Source organism: Caloranaerobacter ferrireducens (assembly GCF_001730685.1).
In the GTDB taxonomy this organism is placed as follows: Bacteria; Bacillota; Clostridia; order Tissierellales; family Thermohalobacteraceae; genus Caloranaerobacter; species Caloranaerobacter ferrireducens.
Genome location: NZ_MDJR01000005.1, coordinates 124,063 through 149,375 on the forward strand (window position 1 = coordinate 124,063; position 25,313 = coordinate 149,375).

Consider the following 25,313-nt stretch of genomic DNA (forward strand, 5'->3'; position numbering starts at 1 on the left):
AGTTGTAAAAAGCGAGGTGTCATAATGAAAAGAATAACGATTGTATTAATACTAGTACTAATACTTCATTCACTTACAGTTTATGCTCAAATAAACAATGCAGGGTTTGAAGGCGGTATTCATAAAAACGAAATGGACTATAAGAAAACTAAGCAATATAAAGAGGTAATTTTTTTAACTGGCAAACCTATTCTTTTAGAAGGAAAAGTTGAGATAAAGATTAAAGACAAAAAATTAGAATATAAATACGAGCTATCAAGTAAGGATGGACAAGCTACTTTAAAAAGAGACATAGAATTAGAAAGGATAATAGACGATAATTCTCATCCAAGCCAAAGGATTGAAGTCAATAACATATTAGATTATGATGAAGAAATTATAGTAAAGGACAATGGTAACCAGATAACTTATACATTAGTAGATTATCAATTTCATAACTCAACTATAGACGATAACCAACCTATCGTCGATTTTTACTCAGGTAATTGGTTGGGAACCAAGACGTATTCAATCAACCAAAATGAAGGACAAGTTGTAGTAGAGATTACAGGAAATATATATGGTTATGATCATTACTGGGGAGCAACAGAAACTCAAAAAATACATAAGGATATAAATTACAGTTTAAATTTGGGAGATACTACTTTAAATTGGTATGGCTATGCAGATGTAGATGTTTCATTTAATAGGACTAAAAATATTGAGTATTTTGAGAATGTTGCATATTTATCCAGTTTTGATGGTGGATATACTCTTACAGAGCAAGAAGAAACGATAATGGAGTATAAATACGACCTTCCATATTTAAATCAAAATAATGTCGTAGCAGAGTTAAGGAACAAAGGAAAGGGTGTGGAGAGATTTGAAACTCTCCCTACACAAAAGAAAATGTATATTCCTAAGTTTGAAGATATAAAAGGATACTGGGCAGAGTGGGATATTAAGAAATTAGCAGGTCTTCAGATAATAGATACAGATGGTAAATATTTTGGAGGGAATTTGCCAATAGAGAGGCAGGAATTTGCCAAATGGATAGCTAAAGCAATGAAGCTAGTTAAAGATGAAAATAAGCCAAAAAGGTCATATGTAAAACCAGAGGTGAATCCTCCAGTATTTAGTGATGTAACTAGAGAACATCCTGATTATGAATATATTAAAGCAATAAAAGAAAAAGGAATCATGAATGGAGTAGGAGATAATAAATTTATGCCAGAAGGCAACTTAACTAGAGCTCAGGCTGTAACCATAATAATAAGGGCTTTAGGCGTAGAAAGGTTAGCACCTAACCCACCGTTTACAACAATATTTAAAGATGATGACGAAATACCTGAGTGGGCAAAAAAGTCAGTATATGTTGCTGACCAAATAGGTCTTGCTAAAGGCACACCTGAAGGATATTTTTATCCAAATGATTATATGACACGAGCAGAAGCAGCAGTCTTCTTAAATAGATTTATTAGCTATTTACAAGAAGACTTTAAGACATATTATAGAGATATGATATTAGGATATTAAACACACTTTTAGGTGTGTTTTTTCTTTTGTAACAATAATGAAATATTTTCCTTTAATACCAATGATATAATATACTTATAGAATTATTACAGGGAGGGTATCGAATGTATAAAAAAAATAGGTTTGCAGTTTTCTTTATTTTTATTTTATTATTTTTAAATTCTACTATTTCGTTAGCTAGTTTAGATGATAGATTAAAAGGTCATTGGGCTGAAAAACTTATAGATAAGGAATTTTTTGCTGAACATTTTTATTATCTATATAAAGAAGATTATAAAAATTTTTCTCCTAATAAACCTATATCCAAAAAAGATTTTTATTACTCACTATTTAGTTTAATGAAAAGGTATGAAAATCAAAGTGTAGATATATTAGGATACAATGAGGAAAGTATAGAAGATGAAGACTTAAAAGATGAATTTATAACTCGTAAGGAAATTATAAGCTTACTTGTTAAATGTTTAGAAGCATATGAAGGCCATATAGAAATATATGAATTAATAAATCCATTTATAGATTTGGATAATATTGATGAAAAATATAAGAGAGACATTTTGATAGGATATAAATTAGGATTAGTTAAAGGCTATTCAGATGGGACTTTTAAACCTAATAATAAAGTATCACAAGTTGAATCAATTTTATTGTTGCAAAGATTAGAAGGGGAGCTATCAATGCATAAGAGCGATATACCTTTTAGGGTAGTAGATAATAAAAAAGTATATACTCAAATAAATAAACAAATTAGTATAAAAGAGAATGAAGAAAAGATAACTATTACTATATATAAGAAATTACCTAATCCTGGATACAATGTATCTATCCAAAAAATAATAAAAAATGAAGATGGTAGATATAACATTTATATAAAAACAATACCTTCGGATAAGTATAAGATGAATTTACAAGTAATAACTTTTAATGTTATAACGATAGAAATCGACAAAAATTATCTTATAGATGATTCATATTTATTCAACGTTATTGATGATACAGTTGAACATAATAAATACGATAAATCCATTGATATGTAATAGATCTTGAGTGGCTGAATAGCCACTTTTTTTTTAATCCATAACACAATTATGTTTTTTTATTAATTAAATTAATAAATATTAAATAGAAACTAATACTATAATCTAAATTTTACAAAAAATGTCGAACAAAAAAATTAAAGTAAATAGAGGAAAATATAAATATACATAGAATATTAAACCTAGTTTTAAATAAAATAGTATATAAGGTAAAATGTGAAAGGAGGTGAGTGAGAAAAGTATAATTAATTTACTATTTTATCTCTATTTATTTTAAGAAGAGGGGGATGGAGTTGAAAAACAAAAGGATTTTTTCAATCTTATTAGTACTAGCTATACTAATAGGAACTTTTGGTACAGCATTAGCTGCACCAAGCAGTAAAATTCCAAAATTACATTCAACTACTTTTACAAAGTCTTTTAATGTACAAAGTATAACTACTGATCCAAGAGCTAAAGGACTAAAAGATGACGACAATATAAGGATTATTGTTGAATTAGAAGGAAAACCATTAATTGAATATGCAACAGAAGAAGGCGTTAAAGTAAATGAACTAAATGCACAAATGGCTAAAGTAATTACAGATGATTTGATAGGAATGCAAGAAAATATAAAGGAAAGTATTGAGGAAAGCAACATTAATATTGAGTATCATAATAGTTTTGTTAATGTAGTTAACGGTTTTAGTGCAACAACAACTTTTAAGGAAGCAAAGAAAATTGAAAAAATACCAGGAGTAAAAAGGGTTACAATAGCAAACGAATATAGCAGACCTGAACCTGATATGAATACAAGCAAAGATATAGTAAAAGCAGTAGAAACATGGAATTTAGGATATAACGGTGAAGGTACAGTAGTAGCTATTATCGATACAGGTATTGATCCAAGTCATAAAGATATGAAGTTAACTAATCCTGATAAGGTTAAGCTAAGCAGAGAAAGTGTAGAAGATATTATTTTACAAGAAGGACTTCCTGGTAAATGGTTTACAGATAAAGTTCCATATGGATATAACTATATGGACAACAATCTAGAAATATTAGATCTTGGTCCAGATGCATCAATGCATGGTATGCATGTAGCTGGTATTGTAGGAGCAAATGGCGATGAAGATGGAATTAAAGGTATAGCACCTGAAGCCCAGCTTCTAGCCATGAAAGTCTTTGGTAACAATCCTTCTATGCCTTCGACTTTTGGAGATATTATTATCAGAGCAATAGATGATGCTGTAAAATTAGGTGCTGATGTTATAAATATGAGTTTAGGCTCAACTTCAGCTTTTGTTTTACCAGATGATCCAGAACAACAAGCTGTAGCTAGAGCTGTTGAAAATGGAGTATTAGTATCAATTTCAGCTGGTAATTCAAATCATATAGGAGATGGATATAGTAATCCTTTGATTAAGAATCCTGATATTGGTGTTGTAGGTTCTCCAGGACTTACACCAGAATCCATACAGGTTGCTTCCATTGAAAACACACATATTAGAGCAGAGGCATTTGAATATGTTGATGAAAATGATGAATCACACTTAGTAGGATATATTATGGCAGGTTCTTATGACCCAGTTGAAGTATTTAATGGTCCTATAGAATACGTATATTGTGGACTAGGTGGAACACAGGAAGATTTTGAAGGAATAGATCTTGAAGGAAAAATAGCGTTAATACAGCGTGGTTCATATTATTTCACAGATAAGATAATGAATGCTCAAAATAATGGAGCTGTTGGTGTTATAGTTTTTAATCATGAGTCAGGTGGAGAAAGTTTAGTTCATATGATGTATCCTGAAGAAGGAAGAATTCCAGCAGTTTTCATTGGACATTCCGACGGTTTAAAATTATTAGATTTAATAGAAAAAGGTAAAAATTTTGTTGAATTCAAAGGGGACAAAACAACAGTACTAAATCCTAATATTGGTAAAATGTCAGACTTCACTTCTTGGGGTGTAACTCCAGATCTTGGGTTTAAACCTGAAATAACAGCTCCAGGTGGACAGATTTATTCAACTTTACAAAATGATAAATATGGCATTATGAGTGGTACTTCAATGGCAGCACCACATGTATCAGGTGGAGCAGCTTTAGTGTTACAAAGAGTGGATGAAGAATTTGGGTTGACAGGTATTGACAGAGTAAATATGGCTAAAAATATATTGATGAGTACTGCTAAGCCTAATATAGATAAGGGCTTATATAACGATTATTTTGGATTAGGAAACTATACTTCACCTAGAAGACAAGGTGCAGGTGTAATGGATCTTTATGCTGCAACTACTACACCAGCAGTTGTAACTTATAAAGAAACAGGATTAAGTAAAGTTAATTTGAAAGAAATAGGAGATATAACAAAATTCACCTTAACTGTAGAGAATTTCAGTGATGAAACTGTTAGTTATGCAGTATATGGGACTGTAGGTACAGATTTGACCTTCGGTGTTGAGAACTTCCTAGAAACTCAAGGTGTATATAAAAATGGTACAATCAGTCCGGATGCACCTTGGACTGGCGAGTTCCCAATAACATTTGAACTTAGTGATGGAACAGTTATTGATAATGTATATAACGTTTTAGAAATACCAGCAGGTAGTTCATTAGATTTTGATGTAACAATTGATTTGACAGATGCTGTAGATTGGATATATAATGCGCCACTTAATGCAATATTCCCTAATGGTACATTCATCGAAGGATTTGTTAGGTTAGTTCCAACTGATGATAATGTACCTGAATTAAGTATTCCATATGTTGGTTTCTATGGAGAATGGGACAAAGTACCAATAATAGATGTTACAAATTATGATGCTAACGAAGATAATCAGACATTCTATGGCTTAACAGTAATGTCTTGGTTAGATGAAAAAGAAGATGTCTATAGATTCTTAGGCTATACTCCAGATGGACCAGATAAGACAAAGATAGCTTTTTCACCTAATGGTGATGGAGTAGCAGATAATATTATTCCGTTATTGTCATTCTTAAGAAATGCAAGAGAATTAGATATTAACATATTAGACAAAGATGGTAATAAGATTAGAGATTTAGCATATGAGGAGTACATTAGAAAGAACTACTATGATAGTGGTAGAGGTACTCAGTTCTATGCTAAAGATAGTTGGACATGGGACGGTACAGCAAATAATAGATTAGTAGAAGATGGAGAATACATCTATGAAGTTAAGACAAGAATTGATTATCCTGGTTCAGAATGGCAAAGTGTAGAATTCCCTGTAAGAGTCGATACTATACCACCAGTTATTGAAGAAGTAACATATGATAAAGACAAAGATATTATTACTGTGAAAGCTAATGATGGAGATTATCCAATTTTGAGATATGAATTAATTGAGGACGAAGTAGTTCTAGAAGAATCAACAAAAGGAGAATTCGATGTTTCCAAGTATGATGGCACACATGAGGTAGTAGTTAGAGTTTATGACTGTGGTTGGAATTATGTAGATACACAACCTATAGTTATAGGCGACAAAACTATACCATATATATTCATTGAAACTCCTGAATACTTCGGTATATATAATACTTCTGAAATATTAGTTAAAGGTTCAGTAGTAGATAGTTCTGAACTTGTAGAACTAAAAGTTAATGGTGAAGATGTTGAGTATGTATATAATGAAGAAACAGGAGATTATGATTTTGAAACTGTATTAGTATTACAAGATGGTATGCATGAAATAGATATAGAAGCAAAAGATGCTGCAGGCAACTATATTAATTTTGAACATAAAATATTTGTTGATACTACAGCTCCAGTTATTAATGTAACAGAAGAACCAACAGATAGAATAGTAGACTATACAGTAGAAAGTATAAATATATCTGCTGATATTACAGAAAACCTACCAGACTTACTTGTTAAAGTAAACGGTAATGTTGTAAAGAATATTTCACAAGACTGGTCATATTTTAAAGATTTAGAGCCAGCTCATTATACAATAGAAAATTATGAAATAAAACTTGAATACGGAGATAATATAATAAGCATAGAAGCAGAAGATGCTGCAGGCAATACAACATATAAAGAGTATAAGGTTTATAGAAAGCAGGAAGGTGAAGAAGATCCTGTATTAGACCAAGAGATAGTTATTACTGATGTATCAGTAACCCCAGATTCTGATATAAGCAGCGAAAGACCTGTAAGTATTAGGGCAGAAGCAAATCAAGAAGTTGATTGGGAAGTAAGTATTGTTGATCCAAATAACGAAACTGTTGAGGTATTTAATCAGACTGGAACAACATTTGATATGAGTTGGAGTCCAGATGAATTTAAGAAACTAAATGGTGAATATAAAGTTGTATTTAAGGCTACAAAAGGAGAAAAAGTTGCAACAGAAGAAGCAACATTTACAGTATATAATTATCCAATTAAGATAACAGGTATTGAAGTAATTAAGCAAGGTGGATATGTAGCAATAGAGGCATCTATGGAAAACTTAGGACCTAGCTCACAAAATCCAATGCTAGTTATTCAAGTAACTGATAGTAAAGGATATGTTGTAAATATTTCAACTGTACAAATGGATGGTTTGCAATCAGGCCAAATGATTAAACTAAGTTCAGGATTTGGTGTAAAGAAAAATGGTACTTACAATGTAGATGTTTATGTATGGTCTGGTTGGGATGATACAACTTCACTTTCAAGTCCACAATCTACAACTTTTGTAATAAAGTAGGACTCTAAAACTAGGGGGGACTAATCCCCCCTCTAATACAATAAGAAAACAAAAGGGGGCAAGAAGGTTTGAAGAAGTTTTTTTCTGTAATATTGATACTTACTATTTTACTTGTAAGTGCATTTCCGTCGACAGCAGCCAGTTCCCAATATGAAATTGAGATTAACTTATCTCAAGATAAATTTTTACCAGGAAGTGAAGTTGAGATTTTTGGTAAAATTAAAGAAAATGGTAATGGATATTCAAATACACCAGTAACTATTGTTATAGAAAGAGAAGAAGATAAATTTAAGGTTTTTGTTAAAGAGCTTATAACTGATTCGAATGGAGACTTTAACACTGTTTTTAAATTGAATGAAGATATAGATGGTGGTAAATATAATGTATATATAAATTCAGTCGGTTTAGTTAAAATCGTGCAATTTACTGTAGAGAAAAGTGAATCGATATTAGAATTAGATAAAACAAAATATTATACAGGTGATAAGGTTAAAATAAGCGGTATAGCTTATCAAAATGGTATAGTAAAACCATATACACCCGTTATAGTTAAGATTCTTTATGATGGTCAAGTGAAATTTGTAAAAGAGTTATTAACTGATAATGAAGGTAAGTTTAATACAGAGTACAAGATGACTTCATATCAACAAACAGGATTTTATGTTGTTCAAGTTGAAATATTAGGTACTACAATTGAAAAAACTTTTGAAGTAGTTAAAAAGTCTTCTTCAGGTGGAATAATTATTATACCATCACCTCCACCTGTTACAGATAAAGATGAGGATAGCGGAAAGACAATACAAGAAACAGAACAAGGCAAAGAAATCATTGAAGAAGACGAAAATGGTAATGTGTCAGCTACATTTGAAATAGATAGCAAAAAATTAAAGGAGCAATTAGAAAAAGACAGTCAGGATAAATTAATAATAAATGCTACAAGTGATAAAGATGTCGATAAGGTTACAGTAAACATGGATTCTGAGCTTATTACTGAAATTAGTACAAAAGGTAAAATTATAGAATTGGATACAGGTGAAATTAAAATAGAGCTAAGCCCAGACACTTTACAATTAGAAAAAGATTCAAAAATAAGTTTTAATGTTAGAAAGCTTAAAAAGGAAGAAGCTAATGAATACTTAAATCAATTAGATATTAATAAATATTCAACAGCTTCAAATATATTTGATTTTGAATTAATTCAAATTAAAGATGAAAATGAAACTAAATTAAACTTTAATAAACCACTTACTATAACAATTAATTATGACAAAGATAAAGTAAAAGATTACAGGAAATTAGGAGTTTACTATTTGAATGAGTCTACAAATACTTGGGAATATGTTGGTGGATTACCAAGTGAAGATGGAATTATTACTTTTAAAGCAGGACATTTCAGTAAATATACAGTTATGGAGTATAATAAAATATTTGCTGATGTAGATATTCCTTGGGCTAAGGAAGCAATAGAAGTTTTGACAGCAAGACATATAATTAACGGTATAGATGATGAGCATTATGCTCCTTATACTAATATTACAAGAGCTCAATTTGCTAAATTATTAGTTTATGCTTTAGATTTAGAGAAAGGCGAAAATGAAGTAACATTTACAGATGTAAAAGGAGATATTTGGTATAAAGCTCCAGTAGAAATTGCTGCAAGTTTAGGTATCGTGAAAGGATATAATGGTTATTTTAATCCAGATGGAGAAATAACTAGAGAACAAATGGCTACAATGATAGTTAGGACTATGAAGTATTTACATCCTGATGTTGATTATAGTTCAGAATTATATTTTATAGATAAAGATGAAATTTCTAACTGGGCTAAAGATTCAGTTGGTATAGCTTATAATAAGGGAATTGTTAATGGTGTAGGGGAAAATAGATTTGCACCAAAAGAGACTGCAAATAGAGCACAAGCTGCGGTGATGATCTATAGATTATTAGAGAAACTTAATAGAATATAAGAAAAGTTCCTGGTGGGATATTCCATCAGGAGTTTTCTTTTTTTTAAAAGGATTTAAATAAATTTTATAGAATATTTCTAAATAATTTATGACAGAAGGAGATGATGAGATGCGACTAAAAAGAGTTTTGGTATTATTATGCGTCATTCTTATAGTTTTTTCTAGTGGTGTTATGTATGCAAATGGAGAAAAAACTCAAACTAAAGACTTAAACTACTTAAAACAAATAATTGAATACATAAAGGCAAATTATGCAGGAGAGATTACAGAAGAAGAGCTTATAGAAGGGGCGATAGAAGGAGTTTTCAATAAACTTGATAAGTATAGTGATTATTATTCGCCAGAAGAATTTAAAGAATTTAATACATCTGTATCAGGTAACTTTGGAGGAGTAGGAATTCAGATTACTGAAAAAGATGGGTATATAACAGTAATAACGCCTATTGATGGAACTCCTGGAGCAAGGTCAGGAATAAAGCCAGGGGATAAAATCGTTTCAGTAGACGATATTGATATTAAAGGAGTATCAGTTAATAGAGCGGTATCATTGATTAGAGGTGAACCGGGAACACAAGTAAAATTAGGAATAATGAGAGAAGGTATAGACAATATTATCTATTTTAATATAACTAGAGAATTGATAAAGATAAATCCAATTACATATAAAATTATGGATAATGGACTAGGATACATAAAAATATCACAATTTAACAGTAATACATACGAGAATTTGAAGGATATATTAAAGATATTTGATGAAAAGAATGTAGAAAAATTAATTATAGATTTAAGAAATAATCCTGGAGGATATCTTGATGAGGTTATAGATGTACTTCAATTTTTTGTTCCTAAGGGTCCTATCGTTCATATTAAAAAGGCAGATGGAACTATTGAAACATATAATTCAAATTTAGAGCTTCCTAAATATAAGCTAGCAGTATTAGTTAATAGTGGTAGCGCTAGTGCATCAGAAATATTTGCAGGGGCAATTCAAGATTCAAAAGTAGGTACAATAATAGGAACTACGACTTATGGCAAAGGTACAGTACAATCTGTTGTATCTCTTGTAGATGGTGGAGGTATGAAGATTACAATAGCAGAATATCTAACTCCAAATATGAGAAAAGTTAACGAAGTAGGTATCAAACCAGATATAATAGTAGAAAATACAACAGAGCCTAAAGTTGATTTATCAAAAATTCCTACTTTAGACAAAACAAGAAAGCCAACGGTTGGAGTTGTAGGATTAGATGTATTAGGTGCAGAGATGATATTGGAAACATTAGGGTACGAAGTAAACAAACCAGATGGAATATTTGATGAAGCAACATTTGAAGCAATAAAGAAATTTCAAAAAGATCAAGGATTATATAGCTATGGAGTACTAGATTTTACTACTCAAGATGCTTTAACCAGAGCAATTAATGAATATGCAAAGCCAGATAATGTAGATAAACAGTTACAAAAAGCAGTGGAAGTGCTTTTAGAAAAATAGAATATATAGAATAAAGTATAGTAAAAAATGAACAAAATCTTCGATTTTAAAAAATCAAGGAAGATTTTGTTGAAATCCATAAACGGAAATTATATTTAAAATTATCCTCAATTTAATAAGCTATATAATTTCCTATGGATTATAAAGAAAAGCATGTAAGATTAACTTGCATGCTTTTAATTGTTATTTTAAGTATAATCTGTATTATCAAAACATTGACATATTTCTTAACGTAAGATAAAATACTATAGTTATGTAGGTATAAGACAAGAAAAAACTTTACATATAGAGGACATACAAACTATGTTGTTCTATGCATTTTCAAAAAGGAGGTCGTCAAATGCCAACCAAATACATCTTCATCACAGGCGGTGTGGTATCTTCTTTAGGAAAAGGGATAACTGCTGCTTCTCTTGGACAGTTATTAAAAAGCAGAGGACTGAAAGTTACTATCCAAAAATTTGACCCTTACATCAATATTGACCCAGGAACTATGAGTCCATATCAGCACGGTGAAGTATTCGTAACAGATGACGGAGCAGAAACTGACTTAGACTTAGGACACTATGAAAGGTTTATAGATATAAACCTAAGCAAAAATAGCAATGTTACAACAGGTAAAATCTATTGGTCTGTAATTAAAAAGGAAAGAAAAGGCGATTATTTAGGCGGTACAGTTCAAGTAATTCCTCACATTACAAATGAAATCAAAGAAAGAGTATTTAGAGTTGCAAAAGAAAAAGAGGTAGATGTAGTTATAACAGAGATAGGTGGTACAGTAGGCGACATAGAGAGTTTACCATTTTTAGAAGCTATAAGGCAAATAAAGTATGATGTAGGCAGAGAAAATGTAATGTATATTCATGTTACATTAGTGCCATACTTAGCTAAAGCAGGGGAGCTTAAAACTAAACCAACTCAACACAGTGTTAAAGAGCTTAGAAGTATAGGTATACAGCCAGATGTAATAGTATGCAGAACTGAAAAACCACTTACGCAGGAAATCAAGCAGAAAATAGGGTTATTCTGTAATTTAGACCATAATAATGTTGTACAGAATTTAGATGCAGAAACATTATATGAAGTACCATTAATGTTAGAAAAAGAAGGGCTTCCTCAGATGGTTATAAAACATCTAGGACTTGAATGTAGTGAACCAGACCTTACTGAATGGAAAGAGATAGTAGACAGGCTTAAAAATCCAAAAGGAAAAGTAAAAATTGCATTAGTAGGAAAGTACGTTGAGTTAAAAGATGCATATATCTCTGTAGCAGAGGCATTAAGACATGCAGGCATAGCAAACGAAGTAGAAATAGATATCGATTGGATTCACTCAGAGCAAATTGATGAAAATAATTGTGGTGAGCTTTTAAAAGATGCTGATGGTATTCTTGTACCTGGTGGCTTTGGAGACAGAGGAATAGAAGGTAAGATATGTGCAATAAAATATGCAAGAGAAAACAAGATACCTTTCTTAGGGATATGTCTAGGTATGCAAATGGCAGTAGTAGAGTTTGCAAGAAATGTAGTTGGGCTTAAAGGTGCACACAGTTCAGAGCTTGATCCAGATACAAAATTCCCAGTTATAGATATTATGCCGGAACAGCAGGATATAGAAGAAATGGGCGGAACAATGAGACTAGGTCTATATCCATGTAAATTGGCAGACGGAACTAAGGCTAAAGAGGCTTATAAAGAAGAATTGGTATATGAAAGACATAGACACAGATATGAGTTTAGCAATGAATTTAGAAATAAACTAGTAGAAAAAGGATTAGTTATAAGTGGAATTTCACCAGATGAGAGATTGGTAGAAATAATAGAGCTAAAAGATCATCCATGGTTTGTAGCTTCACAATTTCATCCAGAATTCAAATCAAGACCAACTCGCAGCCATCCATTGTTTAGAGAATTCATCAGAGCGGCTATTAATAGCCGCTAGGTACTTGATACTAGGTACTGGGTACTGGAGATTAGAAAAAGATTATGCTGAAAAGAAGGTATTTCTTCCATTGATGAAGAAATACCTTTTATTATTATAAGTTTTAAAATATAGATATTTTATTAAGAGGTGAGGTAATTGGGAATTATAAAAAATTAGAAGTGTATAATCTAGCACATGAACTCACAATAAGTATATACAAAATAACAAGATACTTTCCAGATGATGAAAAATTTTCACTAGTATCGCAACTTAGAAGAGCTTCTTTATCAATACCTACAAACATAGCTGAAGGTAGTGGACAGCTTAGTAAAGTTAATTATATAAGATTTTTAGGAATAGCACGAGGTTCTTCATTTGAAGTAGAATATTTGCTAAGGCTTTCAAAAGATCTTGGGTACCTTAATGAAGAACATTACAAACAACTTAACAAACAAAACGAAAGTGTTCTTAAAATGTTAAAAGGATTAATCAAATCACTAAAAGGCTAACTAACATTTAGCATCTAGTACCCAGTACCTAACACAAGTACCAAGTACCCAGTACCTAGTACCAGATTGCAATTTTATTGCAATCAAAATGTAATACAACTGTAATGGTAAATAACCTTGCTTTAATATATAATAGGTAATGTAAGTAGGACAAATAAAATTACACAATATTACAGTTTCATTACAATAAAATTTGTCTCATTGACTGATTATTTAGTCAGTGCTATAATTAGGTATATGATGCAGGTATTGTCTAAAAAACCTGCTTCAAAATTATGTTAGACTGGTTAAGAAGAAGTTACAGTCTAACTACATATTTAATTTATTTCAACTTCTTCATATCAAAATCAAAAATACAAAAAGGAGGAGGACTTTGACAATGAAGAAGGTTTTATCTTTAGTTCTAGTACTTGCATTAGTACTTGGAACATTCAGTTTTGCTCTTGCAGCAACACCTCTTAGCGATGTTCAAGGCAAAGATTGTGAGGATGCTGTTGCAAGACTAGTTGGTCTTGGTATCATCAATGGTTATGAAGATGGTACTTACAGACCAGATAGAGTTCTTACAAGAGCAGAATTAGCTAAAGTTGTTATTATTGCTCTTGGATTAGAAGATGTTGCAGATTTTGCAGAAAGCATGACTATTTTTAGTGACATGGATGGTCACTGGGCTAAGAAGTATGTAAACGTAGCAGCAAGCAAAGGCATCATTAAAGGTTATCCAGATGGAACTTTCAGACCAGATGCTACTGTAAGCTACGCAGAAGCTATAACATTATTTACAAGAGCATTAGGTTACAATGATGAAGTATTAAGTGGAACTTGGCCAATCAACTATTTAACAAAGGCAGAAGAATTAGGTATAACTGAAGGCGTTAAAGTTGTAAACGCTGGTGCTAACAGAGGAGATATTGCTATATTATTAGACAATACTCTTCAAAAAGAAATGGTTAGAATTAAAGACGGAGAAGTTGAATCATTAGGAAAGAGCTTAATTAGCGAAATTGCTACTCCTGCAACTATAATAGTAAAAGATGTTAAAGATGATGTTATAGTTGATGAAAACGGTAATGAAATAGATACACTTGTTGATATGTCAGGTTATCTATTCTCAAAAGTTAAAGTTTACAAAAATGAAGATGATGCTATCGTTTATGTAGACGAAGTATTAAGTGAAACTTATGAAGGAACAGCTGCTGTATCAGGAAATACTTTAACTGTAACAGATGCTGATGATGAAACTAAAGATTTCACATTACAAAATGATACAACTGTAAGATTCAACGATGTTGATGTAGATTTCCAAAATGTTGGAAACTTACAAGATGCAGAAGTAAAAGTTGTTTATACAACAGATGCTGATGGTAATGTTGATGAGGTTCTAGGTGTAATAGCTACAGAAAATGTTACTTACCAATTAGTATCAGAAGATTATGATGCTGAAACTGTTAAAGATGCTGGTTTCAAATATGAAGGAATTACATTACCAACTACTACAAATGACGATGATGAAACTATATTAGATACTGACAATATCGTAGTTACTGGTGACGTAGATGAATTAGAAGATATCAAAGCTGACGATGTAATCTATGTTTACACTGGTAAAAACAATGATGGTGATGTTGTAAAAGTTAAAATAGTAGTTGTTAGAGATACTGTTGAAGGTAAAGTTGAAACTGCAAAAGCAGATAAAGATGGTAACTTAACAGAAGTTACTGTAGACGGTAAAGACTATGAAGTAGCTGCTACAATCGATATGAGCACTGTTACAGCTGATTCAGAAGTAAGCTTAGTATTAGATAAAGATGGTAAAGTTGTTGCTATAAATGCAATAACTGAAGAAGCTGAAACAGTTGAAGGTTATGTAACTGAAGTTGAAACTTATAACATAATTAAAGATGGTACAGTTACAGAAGTAACTGATGTTACTATCTTAACTACTGATGGAGAAAAGACTCTAAGATTAGCTAGTGATGCTACATTACCAAGTGGAGTTACTGATGTAGAGAATGATTTACCAGGATATTTTGGTAAAGCAACTCTAAATGAAGATAATGAAATAGCTGAGTTTGTTGATTATCAAGCAGGTCTTGCTACTGGTACAATAACAGTTGATGAAGACAACTTAGATGAATTACAAGTTGGATCAACTGTATATCTTGTAGATTCAGATGTATTAGTATTTGACTTAGTAGATGAAGATTATGCTAAAGTTGAAGATCTTGAAACTGATATGAATGTAGAATATGAATTAGATTCAGACAACTTATATATAACTAAGTTATTCATAACTAGCCATCCTGTAACAGCTTTAGATGATGTTACTGGAATCTATGTAGGACAGTACAGCAAACTTACTGCTGATGGAACTGAGCATTATGTAACTCTAAATGTTGAAGGAGAAGAAATAGACTACAAAGTTGAAGCAACAATAGATGTTTCAGCAATTACTGAAGAGCTTGTAGTTCTATCAGATAGCGATGCTAATGGAGAATATGATGCTTTAGCAAATGCTACAATCGGTAACACTTATACAGATCCAACAATTGATGGAAGCAAGTTAGCTGATACTTATCTATTAACTAGCTCAACTGTAATTTATGTAGTTGATGGTTCAGACATCACAATAGGAACTGTTGACGACATAACTGGTACTGTAAAAGTAGTAGGTTCAGGAACTAACGTAGGATCATACGAAAAAGCTGATATAATAGTAGTAGTTAAGTAGTTAGCTTAAAAAGGAGGATGTTTAACATCCTCCTTTTTTTATATACATTTAACTGGTATTAGTGTATAATTTTAGTATGATATATGAATAAACTTCCAAAGGGGTGATTTCTATGAAAAAAGTACATAGTAAAGTTTTTACATTATTTTTGCTAATATCTATTATTATGCTTAACATTAACTACTCTGTTGCTGTGCAGTCTTTAGCAACTGATAAATTGAATATGGATGAAGCTATAAAATTAGCTTTGCAAAATAGTTTTTCATTAGAGGAAAAAGATATTGATATTGAAAATGCAAGAATTGAACTGAAAGAAAAAAGAGATTTAACAGATGAAGTGAGACATTTACCTGCTGCATATAAAAGGTTGGGTTTTGAAAATTATAAAATTTGGCATAAATATTATGAGGAATATTTTGAATATCTATTGAAATTAAGTAAAAAGAATAAAGTGCTAGAAGTTTCTAATATAAAATACAATGTAATGAGTAACTATTATAATATTTTATATCTTAACAGATCAGTAGAAATTCTTAAAGATAACATTAATCAAATTGAGAACCAATTAAAAATTGTAAATGCTAGATTAGAAACTGGAAATGCAACTGAATTAGAAAAATTACAGACAGAGATAAGCTTAAAAGATGCTAAATTACAATTAAAAGAGCTTGAGAATAATCAAAAAATTGCTATAATGACTTTAAATAAATTATTAGGATTGCCTTTGGAGCAACCTTTAGAATTAGAAGATGAATTAAGTTATGAAGAATTAAAAGAGATTGATTTAGAAGAAGCAATACAGAACAGTTTAAATAACAGATTGGAAATGTATATTGCTAGTCAAGAAAAATATTTTGCCCAAAAAGAATATAATTTAGGAGAAAAATTTTATGTATCTAGCAGAGGAGACGATAGAAGAGAAGAAGAAAAACTTTATCATAAGTTACAGAAAGCAGAAAATCAATTAAAAGAGACTGAACTTAATATAAGAATTAATATGACTAGTGAGTATTTAAATTTATTAAATTTAGTAGAAAAGATAAAGGTAAAAAAAGAAAATGTAGAATTAGCAAAAGATAATTTAAATCAAGCTTCACTTAAGTATGAAATTGGTATGGGCACAAATTTAGAAGTTCTAAATAGTAGTACATTATATAAACAAGCACTTCTTGATTATTATAAAGCAATTTATGATTTTAACTTAGCTAAATTTAGATTTGAAGCTCTTCAAAATTTAGGTATAAGACAAATGATATCGGCACAATAGTGCCGTTTTTGTTTGATTATATAAAGATGAATTATATAGTAAATACATCCTAAATGATAGGTTTAAGCTAAAAAGATAGAAGGATTTAAAAGTTAAATAAAGAATATATTCATATGACAATTGTAAAAGGGGTGGGATAAATTGATATTTAACAAATGGAAAATGTTATCTACTTTATCTGTATTGATAATAGCATTATTGTTGTTTAGTAATGCTGTATCTTATGCACAAACATTTACAGATGTGAAAGATGATTATTGGGCAGCTGATTACATAAAAAAAGTAAAAAGTTTAGGAATAATTACTGGCTATCCAGATGCAACATTTAGGCCAGCTTCAGAAGTTACAAAAGTGCAAGCTTTAGTTATGATTTCAAGATTATATAAGCTAGATAATAATATAATTACAGATATTAAGAATAAATACCAAGGGTTGCTAGATGAATTAAAGGTTGAATTATGGGCACAAGATGGTATTGCAGTTGCTTTATCTAGTGGTATTATTTCAGAAGAAGTTTTAAAAGAGTATTATAAAAGTGAAAAGGCTAAAATGCCAGCTACTAAAGAAGAAATATGTATATTCCTTACAAGAGCAATGGGATTAGAAAAAGAAGCTAAAAGTAAAACTATAATAATATTGCCTTTTAAGGATGCAGAATTGATACCTGCTCAGGTTGCACCATATGTAGATATGATGATACAAAAAGGAATAATTAACGAAAAAGGAGATTCACAAGGTAGATTTAATCCTAAATCATCTATGAATCGTGCAATGATGGCAAAAGTACTTTCAATAGCTTATGACTATATTAAAGAGAATAAAGTAGCTCAACAAATATTTAGTGATATTGGAATTGAGGATAAAGATACTATAACAATATCAGGAACTATAGTAAGCATATTAAAAGATGCTAATGAAGCATACATTACTATTGAAGATATGGATGGACAAAAAAATATATATTTTGTAGATGCTAATACAGATATAACATTAGATGATAGTATCATTAAGTTTACAGATTTAGTAGAAGGTTTAATGGTAGAGGTAAAAGTCACAGAAAAACAAAGAATTGTATCGATGAAAGCTAAAAGTATAGAAGAGAAATATTCAGGTAAAGTAAAATCTTTAATACTTACAACGCCTGCTATACTTACAATCGAATATGAAGAAAATGGAAACTATAAAGTGAAAAGTTTTTATTTAGATAGTAATGCAAAAATAATTTTAGATGATGAAGAGACATTTGTTTATAAAATTAATGAGGGAGACTTAGTTCAATTAAAGATTAAAAATAATAAAATAACGGAGATTATAGCAGAAAGCAAAGGAAAACATATAAAAGGTATTATAAAAGAAATAAAATATAATCCTGAACCTAATTTAACAGTAGAAGATGAAAATGGTAATTTATATGAATTCCCAATTGATAATAAAGTAAAAATCGAAAGAAATAGTAAAAATGCGGTAATTACAGATTTAAGAAATGGAGATAAAGTAGAAATAGATGTTGAATATAACGTTATAATCGAAATTAAGGCAGAAGCTTTAAAAGATGAAGATGAAGGTATTATTAAGGCGATACTTATATCTAGTAAGCCTAAATTAACAATACTTAATAAAGATGGGGAAGAAGTGTCATATTATATATCTAAAAATGTTGATATTAAAATAGACGGTAAAAAAGATTCTATATATGGATTAAGACTTGGGTATTTTGCAGAAATAGATATTGAGAGTAATGAAATAGTTTCAATGAAAATAGAACCAAGAGAGCAAAATGATAGATATGAAGGGACAATAGAATATTTAAATTATGATGCTGGAGTTATAGTATTGTCAGTAAATAATTATAAAACTGGTGAAAAAGAGATAGTTAGGATAGATATAGTAGCAGATACATCTTTTATAGATAGTGATGGAGATAAGATAAAATTTAAATATTTAAATGTAGGCGATGAATTGATAGTAATAGGAAATTTTGATGGCGGTATATTTACTGCTAAAACGATAATAGTAACACAAAGATCTAAATAAAAAATTTAAAAACACCCCAAAAAATAAAAACACCCTCCGAATATATATTACAAAAGAAAGATAAGGAGGGTGTTTGTTGTGTTGAAAAGGGTTATATCTTTAGTAGTAGTTTTTACTATGTTGTTCTCAATGACTATTTCAGTTTCATTCGCAAAGGGTTGGGACAAAGAGAAAAAATGGAAGGAAGAAAAGTTTTTCAAAAAAATTAATGCAGTAATGTTAAAAAATAAAGTATTTGATGACTTAGAAGGTTATCCATGGGCAAGAAAAGCTATTGAAAAAATGGCTAAAAAAGGTCTTATTAAAGGATATGGTGGAGGTATATATGCTCCTAAAAAACCTGTTACAAACTTAGAAACAATAATAATGTGTTTAAGAATAATGGGATGGCAAGATCAAGCAGAATTAGTAAAAGTACTTCCTAAAAAGTATAAAGGTAAAAAAGTAGGCGATTGGGCAAAAGGTTATATAAAGATAGCGTACGAAAAAGGAATACTAGATGACGTAGATATGATGTATTTCAATCCACAAGGACCAGCTAAAAGACATCAAGTTGCAAAATATGTAATAAGAGCATTAGGTTATGAAGAAGAAGCATTAAAGCATATGAAAGACGAGCTACCATTTGTTGATGCTCCAGCAGTTCCATTAGGTTCAGTTGGATATATATATTTGGCTAACGAGTTAGGATTAATGAAGGGAGATCCTCAAAAAAGATTTAATCCTATGGGTACTATGACTAGAGCAGAAATGGCAGTACTATTTTCAAGACTAGATGATAAAGTAGACAGTAATGTAGATGACAAAGAGATAATAGGGGTAGTTGATGGAATATATGAAGGAAATTTAGTACTTAGAACAGATGGAGAGTTAAGAATTTTCATTGTAGATGAAAATGCTATAATCTATGATGGAGAAGAAAGAATAGATTTTTCAGATATTAAGAAAGGATATAAAGTAAAAGTAGAGTTAGAAAATGACAAAGTAGTATACATAGAAGTTTTAAAGAATGAGGATTTTGTTCAAAAAATAATAATAAGATATACAGGTGAAGTAAAGGAAATATCTAAAGTAGAGCCTAGAAGAATTGCTGTTCAAGTAAAACAGATGCTTGCTATATTTGATGTTTTAAAAGGTGCTAAAGTTAAATTTAAAGGTGCAGAAGGAAGATTTGAAGATATTAATATAGGAGATACAATTACAGTAATAGTTGATAAGCAAAACAGAATAAGGGAAATTTTCGTTCATAGAGAAAGAGTTGGAATTGAAGATGAAGTAGATGAAATAGATGAACATGAAGAAGAAATGGATGAAAAAGATGAATATGAAATAGAAGGTATTTTAACAGCTATAGATGAAAATAGCATAAAAGTAACTGTATCAGAAGAAGTATATAAGTTTGATGTAGATGAAGATGTTAAAATTAAAATAGAAGATGAAGAAGCTGATTTAACAGATCTTGTAGAGGGAATGGAAGTAGAAGTTAAGGTTGAAGGTGGAAAAGTAGAATCAATAAAGGCTGAAGCACTAGAATTAGAGATAGAAGGAAAGATAATTGCCATAACTGAATATGATTCAGGAGTAAAATTAACAATTAAAACTGATAATGAAGAATATGAGTATATGGTTAGCGAAGATGTTGAAATAGAAGGTGAAGAGGACGATATAGCAATTGATGATTTAGAAGTTGGGCAAGAAGGAGAATTTAAGATTGTTAACAACTTAATAGTAAAGATTTCTATTGAAGATTAAATTTAAGGCGACCAAATGATTTTTGGTCGCTTTTTGTGTAAAAATTTTAAAAAAATCTCACAGAAATCATTAGATAAGAAGGAATAATTTAACATATGTAGAATATATTATTTATTAACAGGTTACAGGGGGGAGTTTTTTGAGAAAATGCAGGCTTCTCTGTGTCGATGACCAGGAAGGTATAAGAGTTTTGTTAGGGGAAATTTTCAAAAATGACTATGATGTTTTAGCGGTAGAAACAGGTACTGAAGCAATAAAAATGATAAGTGACTTTAGACCTGATATTGTAATATTAGATATGAAGCTTCAAGATATGGATGGGGGAGAGGTATTAAAAAGCATACGAAGAATTGATGAGAGCATTTGTGTAGTAATACTTACTGGTTATGATGACATAACACAAAATAATGACCTTGATGTAATTAAGCCAGATATGATTGTTCAAAAGCCTTTTGATGTATTCGAGCTAAAAGAAGAGATTAATTCATTAATGACAGAATATTTTGCTGTAGCGGTTGGTTAAAAGAATAATAAGTTTTATCAAAATTAAAGCGGCAAATTTGTCGCTTTAATTTCTTGTAATAAATTGTTTTTATCTTCGGAAATTTAGTATAATTTAATTAGATATAGAAGTTATAGATCGTTGTCCGCTTTTCGTCTTTCGAATAGTAAATGACGATTAGCGAATGGCGAATAGCGAAAAACTAATTAGGGGGTAAGGAATATGGAAAAAGCTATGATAAGAGTTAGGATGAGTATGCATGATGCACACTATGGGGGCAATTTAGTAGATGGTGCTAAAATGCTTCAATTGTTTGGGGATGTTGCTACTGAGCTTCTTATAAGACATGATGGAGATGAGGGGCTTTTTGCAGGATATGAAGAAGTAGAATTTACAGCACCTGTTTATGCAGGAGATTATATTGAAGCAGTAGGCGAAATAATTAAAGTTGGTAATACATCAAGGAAAATGAAATTTGAAGCAAGAAAAGTTATAGTTCCAAGACCAGATATAAATGAGTCGGCATGTGATGTACTTGAAGAGCCAATAGTAGTTTGTAGAGCAGTAGGAACTTGTGTTGTGCCAAAGGACAAGCAAAGGAGGAAAGAATAATGCAAAAACTTATAATCACAGCTGCATTAACTGGTGCAGAAGTAACAAGAGAGCAACAGCCAAATCTTCCAATTACACCAGAAGAAATAGCAGAGGCTGCATACGAAGCTTATAAGGCAGGAGCATCAATAGTTCATATACATGCAAGAGATAAAGATGGAAATCCAACACAAGATTATGAGGTATATAAAGAAATAAAAGAACGAATAGAGGCTAAATGCCCTGTAATATTCCAGCCTTCTACAGGTGGTGCTGTATGGCATACACCAGAGGAAAGACTTCAACCTGTTGAATTAAGACCAGAGATGGCTACATTAAGCTGTGGTACATGTAATTTTGGTCCAGATGTATTTATGAATTCACAAGAGTATATGGAAAAGTTTGCAAAGAGAATGAAAGAGTTAGGTGTTAAGCCTGAGCTTGAAATATTTGAAAGAGGTATGATAAAAAATGCTTTAACATTAGTTAAAAAAGGTTTAATTGATGAACCGCTTCATTTTGACTTTGTTATGGGGGTTCCAGGTGCAATACCAGGTGAAATAAGAGATTTACTGTACTTAGTTGAAAGTATACCAAAGGGTTCAACATGGACTGTTGCAGGTATAGGAAGATATGAATTGCCACTTGCGACTGCAGCTATATTATTAGGTGGACACGTTAGAGTAGGTTTTGAAGATAATATATATTATAAAAAAGGTGAATTAGCTAAATCAAATGCACAATTAGTAGAGAGGATAGTTAGACTAGCACATGAATTAGGACGAGAAGTAGCTACACCAGATGAAGCAAGAGAAATATTGAATATAAAAAGATAGAAAACGGCTTATTTAAGCCGTTTTTTTAATTACAAAACTACCAACTATTAACTATCGACTATCAAAGAAGGATTTATAAAATAAATGAAGAATTAACTAAGAAGGGAGGTGCGCGATTTTGTTAATCGATTCTAATATTGCAATTGCAATTAGGTGTGATATATGTGGAGAAATTACTATACATGATGTTTCTTTGTTTGATTTTAGCAGAAGTAACAAAATAAATTTAGAATGTGAGTGTGGACAGTCTAGTGCAATAATAAAAACGAAAGATTATAAAAGCTTTTGGATAGAATTATTTTGCTTTGCTTGTCAAGATATCCATGTCTTTAAATATAGTTTACGAAAATTACTAAAAGGTAAAATAATTGCTAGATGTATTGAAACGGGAATTGAAATATCTTTTATAGGGAAAAATGATGATATAAAACAATTAATAAAAGAATATGAAAAGGATTCTGAAGAAATCCTAAATGAATTAGGATTTTATGACTACTTTCAGAATTTCGATATTATGATGAAAGCTATAAATAGAATTAGAGAAATGGATAATGAGGGCAGGATATTTTGTGATTGTGGCTCAGATAATATACAGACAGATTTATACCCTGATAGAATAGAATTAAGATGCATAGAATGTGGCAGTGTACATTTGGTTTATGCAGAAACAGACGAAGATTTAAAAAAATTATTAGAATGTGAAGAGATACAGATGCATAAGTATTCTCTTCAATGTATAGATAGTAGATTTGGGAATAATGATAGGAATAAGAAAGGATGATATCGGTTATTCGTCATTCGCTATTGGCTTTTCGAAACTCGAATGACAAATGACGAATAGCGAAAAGCGGAACTCGAACGACGAACAACGCTGGACAAATAATTATGTGGATAAATAGAGACTAATCTATTATAATAGTATTTGTTAAATAAAGAGGGAGGGATATTAATGTTAGTATCAGGAAAAGAGATTCTTTTAGATGCTCATAAGAAAGGGTATGCAGTAGGAGCATTTAATGTAAACAACATGGAAATAGTTCAAGCTATTATCGAAGCTGCTAAAGAAACAAATTCACCTGTAATATTACAGGCTAGCCAAGGCGGATTAAAATATGCAGGAGTAGAGTACATAGCAGCAATGGCTAAGGTAGCAGCTGAAACTGCTAAAGTACCTGTAGCTATCCATTTAGATCATGGCACTGATTTTGTACAAATAATGAAATGTATAAGAAATGGATTTACTTCAGTTATGATAGACGGTTCAAAGTATCCACTAGAAGAAAATATCGCAATTACTAAAAAAGTTGTGGAAATTGCACATGCTGTTGGAGTATCAGTAGAGGCAGAGCTTGGTAAAATTGGTGGTACTGAAGATGATATAACAGTTGACGAAAGAGATGCTACATTTACTGATCCAGATGAAGCTGAAAGATTTGTAAAAGAAACAGGTGTAGACTATCTTGCAATAGCAATAGGAACAGCACATGGTCCATATAAAGGAGAACCTAAACTAGACTTTGATAGATTAAAAGTAATAAAAGAAAGATTAAATATGCCGCTAGTACTTCATGGTTCATCAGGTGTGCCTGAAGAGAGCATAAGAAAAGCAGTTAGCCTTGGGGTTAATAAAATTAATATAGATACAGATATTAGAATGGCATTCAATAGAGGAGTAAGAGAGTTTGTAAATAATAACCCTGATGTATATGACCCAAGAAAAATATTAGGCCCTGCTAGAGAAGAAATGAAAAAAGTAATAATTGAAAAGATGATAATGTTTGGTTCAGCTGGCAGAGCCTAAAGAGTTGGAGGTGCAATATGAAACTTTTTATCGATACAGCAAACATAGATGAAATCAGAGAAATAAACGACTGGGGTGTAATTTGCGGAGTTACTACAAATCCTTCTCTTATAGCAAAGGAAGGTAGAGATTTTAAAGAAGTAATAACAGAAATTACAAGTATTGTTGATGGTCCAATTAGTGCTGAGGTAATTAGCCTTGAAGCAGAGGGCATGATAAAAGAAGCAGAAGAATTAGCAGAAATTCATCCGAATATAGTTATTAAAATCCCTATGACAAAAGAAGGTCTTAAGGCAGTTAAAGTTTTAAGTCAAAAAGGTATCAAAACAAATGTTACTTTAGTATTCTCTGCTAATCAAGCATTATTAGCAGCAAGAGCAGGAGCAACTTATGTTAGTCCATTTGCAGGAAGAATGGACGATATAGGAAATAGTGGAATGGATATAATTAGTGACATAGTAGAAATATTTGATATACATGGTATCGAAACAGAAGTAATTGCTGCAAGTATAAGACATCCTATGCATATAATAGAAGCAGCAAAATTAGGAGCACATATTGCAACTGTACCTTACAATGTATTTACAAAAATGGTACAGCATCCAATGACAGATAAAGGTATAGAAAGATTCCTAAAAGACTGGGAAAATGCTAAAAAGTAGCA

17 protein-coding genes are annotated in these 25,313 nt (G+C 30.9%); all 17 read left to right on the plus strand.

Features of this window, described 5'->3' with window-relative positions; translation table 11 throughout:
• The first annotated feature begins 24 nt into the window (after nt 1-24).
• The 17 genes from BFN48_RS08825 to fsa all read left to right on the plus strand — a co-directional run bounded on the left by BFN48_RS08825 (nt 25) and on the right by fsa (nt 25,311).
• A complete protein-coding gene (locus BFN48_RS08825) occupies nt 25-1,515 on the plus strand; it encodes an S-layer homology domain-containing protein (protein WP_242863250.1) in 1,491 nt (496 codons plus the stop codon).
• A gap of 104 nt (nt 1,516-1,619) precedes the next feature.
• A complete protein-coding gene (locus BFN48_RS08830) occupies nt 1,620-2,549 on the plus strand; it encodes an S-layer homology domain-containing protein (RefSeq protein WP_069650532.1) in 930 nt (309 codons plus the stop codon).
• Nucleotides 2,550-2,842: 293 nt separating this feature from the next.
• Nucleotides 2,843-7,240, plus strand: coding sequence for a S8 family serine peptidase (locus BFN48_RS12810; RefSeq protein ID WP_069650533.1), 4,398 nt, complete (start codon nt 2,843-2,845; stop codon nt 7,238-7,240).
• 68 nt (nt 7,241-7,308) lie between these two features.
• Nucleotides 7,309-9,207: an S-layer homology domain-containing protein gene (locus BFN48_RS08840; RefSeq protein WP_069650534.1), complete on the plus strand. Its 1,899-nt coding sequence runs from the start codon at nt 7,309-7,311 to the stop codon at nt 9,205-9,207.
• Between the two features lie 88 nt (nt 9,208-9,295).
• Nucleotides 9,296-10,702 carry a S41 family peptidase gene (locus tag BFN48_RS08845; RefSeq protein ID WP_083238878.1) on the plus strand — a complete coding sequence of 469 codons (1,407 nt, stop codon included), beginning with the start codon at nt 9,296-9,298 and terminating at the stop codon, nt 10,700-10,702.
• Between the two features lie 340 nt (nt 10,703-11,042).
• Nucleotides 11,043-12,644 (plus strand): CTP synthase, encoded by a 1,602-nt coding sequence (locus tag BFN48_RS08850; RefSeq protein ID WP_069650536.1) that lies wholly within the window; start codon nt 11,043-11,045, stop codon nt 12,642-12,644.
• Nucleotides 12,645-12,805: 161 nt separating this feature from the next.
• Nucleotides 12,806-13,135 carry a four helix bundle protein gene (locus BFN48_RS08855; RefSeq protein WP_242863251.1) on the plus strand — a complete coding sequence of 110 codons (330 nt, stop codon included), beginning with the start codon at nt 12,806-12,808 and terminating at the stop codon, nt 13,133-13,135.
• 379 nt (nt 13,136-13,514) lie between these two features.
• Nucleotides 13,515-15,866 carry an S-layer homology domain-containing protein gene (locus BFN48_RS08860; protein ID WP_069650538.1) on the plus strand — a complete coding sequence of 784 codons (2,352 nt, stop codon included), beginning with the start codon at nt 13,515-13,517 and terminating at the stop codon, nt 15,864-15,866.
• Between the two features lie 112 nt (nt 15,867-15,978).
• Nucleotides 15,979-17,133, plus strand: coding sequence for a TolC family protein (locus BFN48_RS08865; protein WP_069650539.1), 1,155 nt, complete (start codon nt 15,979-15,981; stop codon nt 17,131-17,133).
• A 141-nt stretch (nt 17,134-17,274) separates the two neighbouring features.
• Nucleotides 17,275-19,167: an S-layer homology domain-containing protein gene (locus BFN48_RS08870; RefSeq protein ID WP_069650540.1), complete on the plus strand. Its 1,893-nt coding sequence runs from the start codon at nt 17,275-17,277 to the stop codon at nt 19,165-19,167.
• Between the two features lie 78 nt (nt 19,168-19,245).
• Nucleotides 19,246-20,919 (plus strand): S-layer homology domain-containing protein, encoded by a 1,674-nt coding sequence (locus BFN48_RS08875; RefSeq protein WP_069650541.1) that lies wholly within the window; start codon nt 19,246-19,248, stop codon nt 20,917-20,919.
• A 139-nt stretch (nt 20,920-21,058) separates the two neighbouring features.
• Nucleotides 21,059-21,442: a response regulator gene (locus BFN48_RS08880; protein ID WP_069650542.1), complete on the plus strand. Its 384-nt coding sequence runs from the start codon at nt 21,059-21,061 to the stop codon at nt 21,440-21,442.
• A gap of 201 nt (nt 21,443-21,643) precedes the next feature.
• The gene (kal, locus tag BFN48_RS08885) at nt 21,644-22,033 is read left to right on the plus strand and encodes a 3-aminobutyryl-CoA ammonia lyase (protein WP_069650543.1); all 390 of its coding nucleotides are present in this window, start codon (nt 21,644-21,646) and stop codon (nt 22,031-22,033) included.
• The gene (kce, locus tag BFN48_RS08890; RefSeq protein WP_069650544.1) at nt 22,033-22,848 is read left to right on the plus strand and encodes a 3-keto-5-aminohexanoate cleavage enzyme; all 816 of its coding nucleotides are present in this window, start codon (nt 22,033-22,035) and stop codon (nt 22,846-22,848) included. Before kal ends, kce begins: the two co-directional genes overlap by 1 nt.
• 118 nt (nt 22,849-22,966) lie before the next feature.
• Nucleotides 22,967-23,629, plus strand: coding sequence for a hypothetical protein (locus BFN48_RS08895; RefSeq protein ID WP_069650545.1), 663 nt, complete (start codon nt 22,967-22,969; stop codon nt 23,627-23,629).
• Between the two features lie 168 nt (nt 23,630-23,797).
• The gene (locus tag BFN48_RS08900) at nt 23,798-24,649 is read left to right on the plus strand and encodes a class II fructose-1,6-bisphosphate aldolase (protein WP_069650546.1); all 852 of its coding nucleotides are present in this window, start codon (nt 23,798-23,800) and stop codon (nt 24,647-24,649) included.
• 17 nt (nt 24,650-24,666) lie between these two features.
• Nucleotides 24,667-25,311: a fructose-6-phosphate aldolase gene (fsa, locus tag BFN48_RS08905; RefSeq protein ID WP_069650547.1), complete on the plus strand. Its 645-nt coding sequence runs from the start codon at nt 24,667-24,669 to the stop codon at nt 25,309-25,311.
• Nucleotides 25,312-25,313 lie beyond the last annotated feature (2 nt).

Coding starts and splice junctions, on each gene's coding strand:
- BFN48_RS08825 (WP_242863250.1), top strand. CDS start 25: ATGAAAAGAATAACGATTGTATTAATACTAGTACTAATACTTCATTCA.
- BFN48_RS08830 (WP_069650532.1), top strand. CDS start 1,620: ATGTATAAAAAAAATAGGTTTGCAGTTTTCTTTATTTTTATTTTATTA.
- BFN48_RS08845 (WP_083238878.1), top strand. CDS start 9,296: ATGACAGAAGGAGATGATGAGATGCGACTAAAAAGAGTTTTGGTATTA.
- BFN48_RS08850 (WP_069650536.1), top strand. CDS start 11,043: ATGCCAACCAAATACATCTTCATCACAGGCGGTGTGGTATCTTCTTTA.
- BFN48_RS08860 (WP_069650538.1), top strand. CDS start 13,515: ATGAAGAAGGTTTTATCTTTAGTTCTAGTACTTGCATTAGTACTTGGA.
- BFN48_RS08865 (WP_069650539.1), top strand. CDS start 15,979: ATGAAAAAAGTACATAGTAAAGTTTTTACATTATTTTTGCTAATATCT.
- kal (WP_069650543.1), top strand. CDS start 21,644: ATGGAAAAAGCTATGATAAGAGTTAGGATGAGTATGCATGATGCACAC.
- kce (WP_069650544.1), top strand. CDS start 22,033: ATGCAAAAACTTATAATCACAGCTGCATTAACTGGTGCAGAAGTAACA.
- BFN48_RS08900 (WP_069650546.1), top strand. CDS start 23,798: ATGTTAGTATCAGGAAAAGAGATTCTTTTAGATGCTCATAAGAAAGGG.
- fsa (WP_069650547.1), top strand. CDS start 24,667: ATGAAACTTTTTATCGATACAGCAAACATAGATGAAATCAGAGAAATA.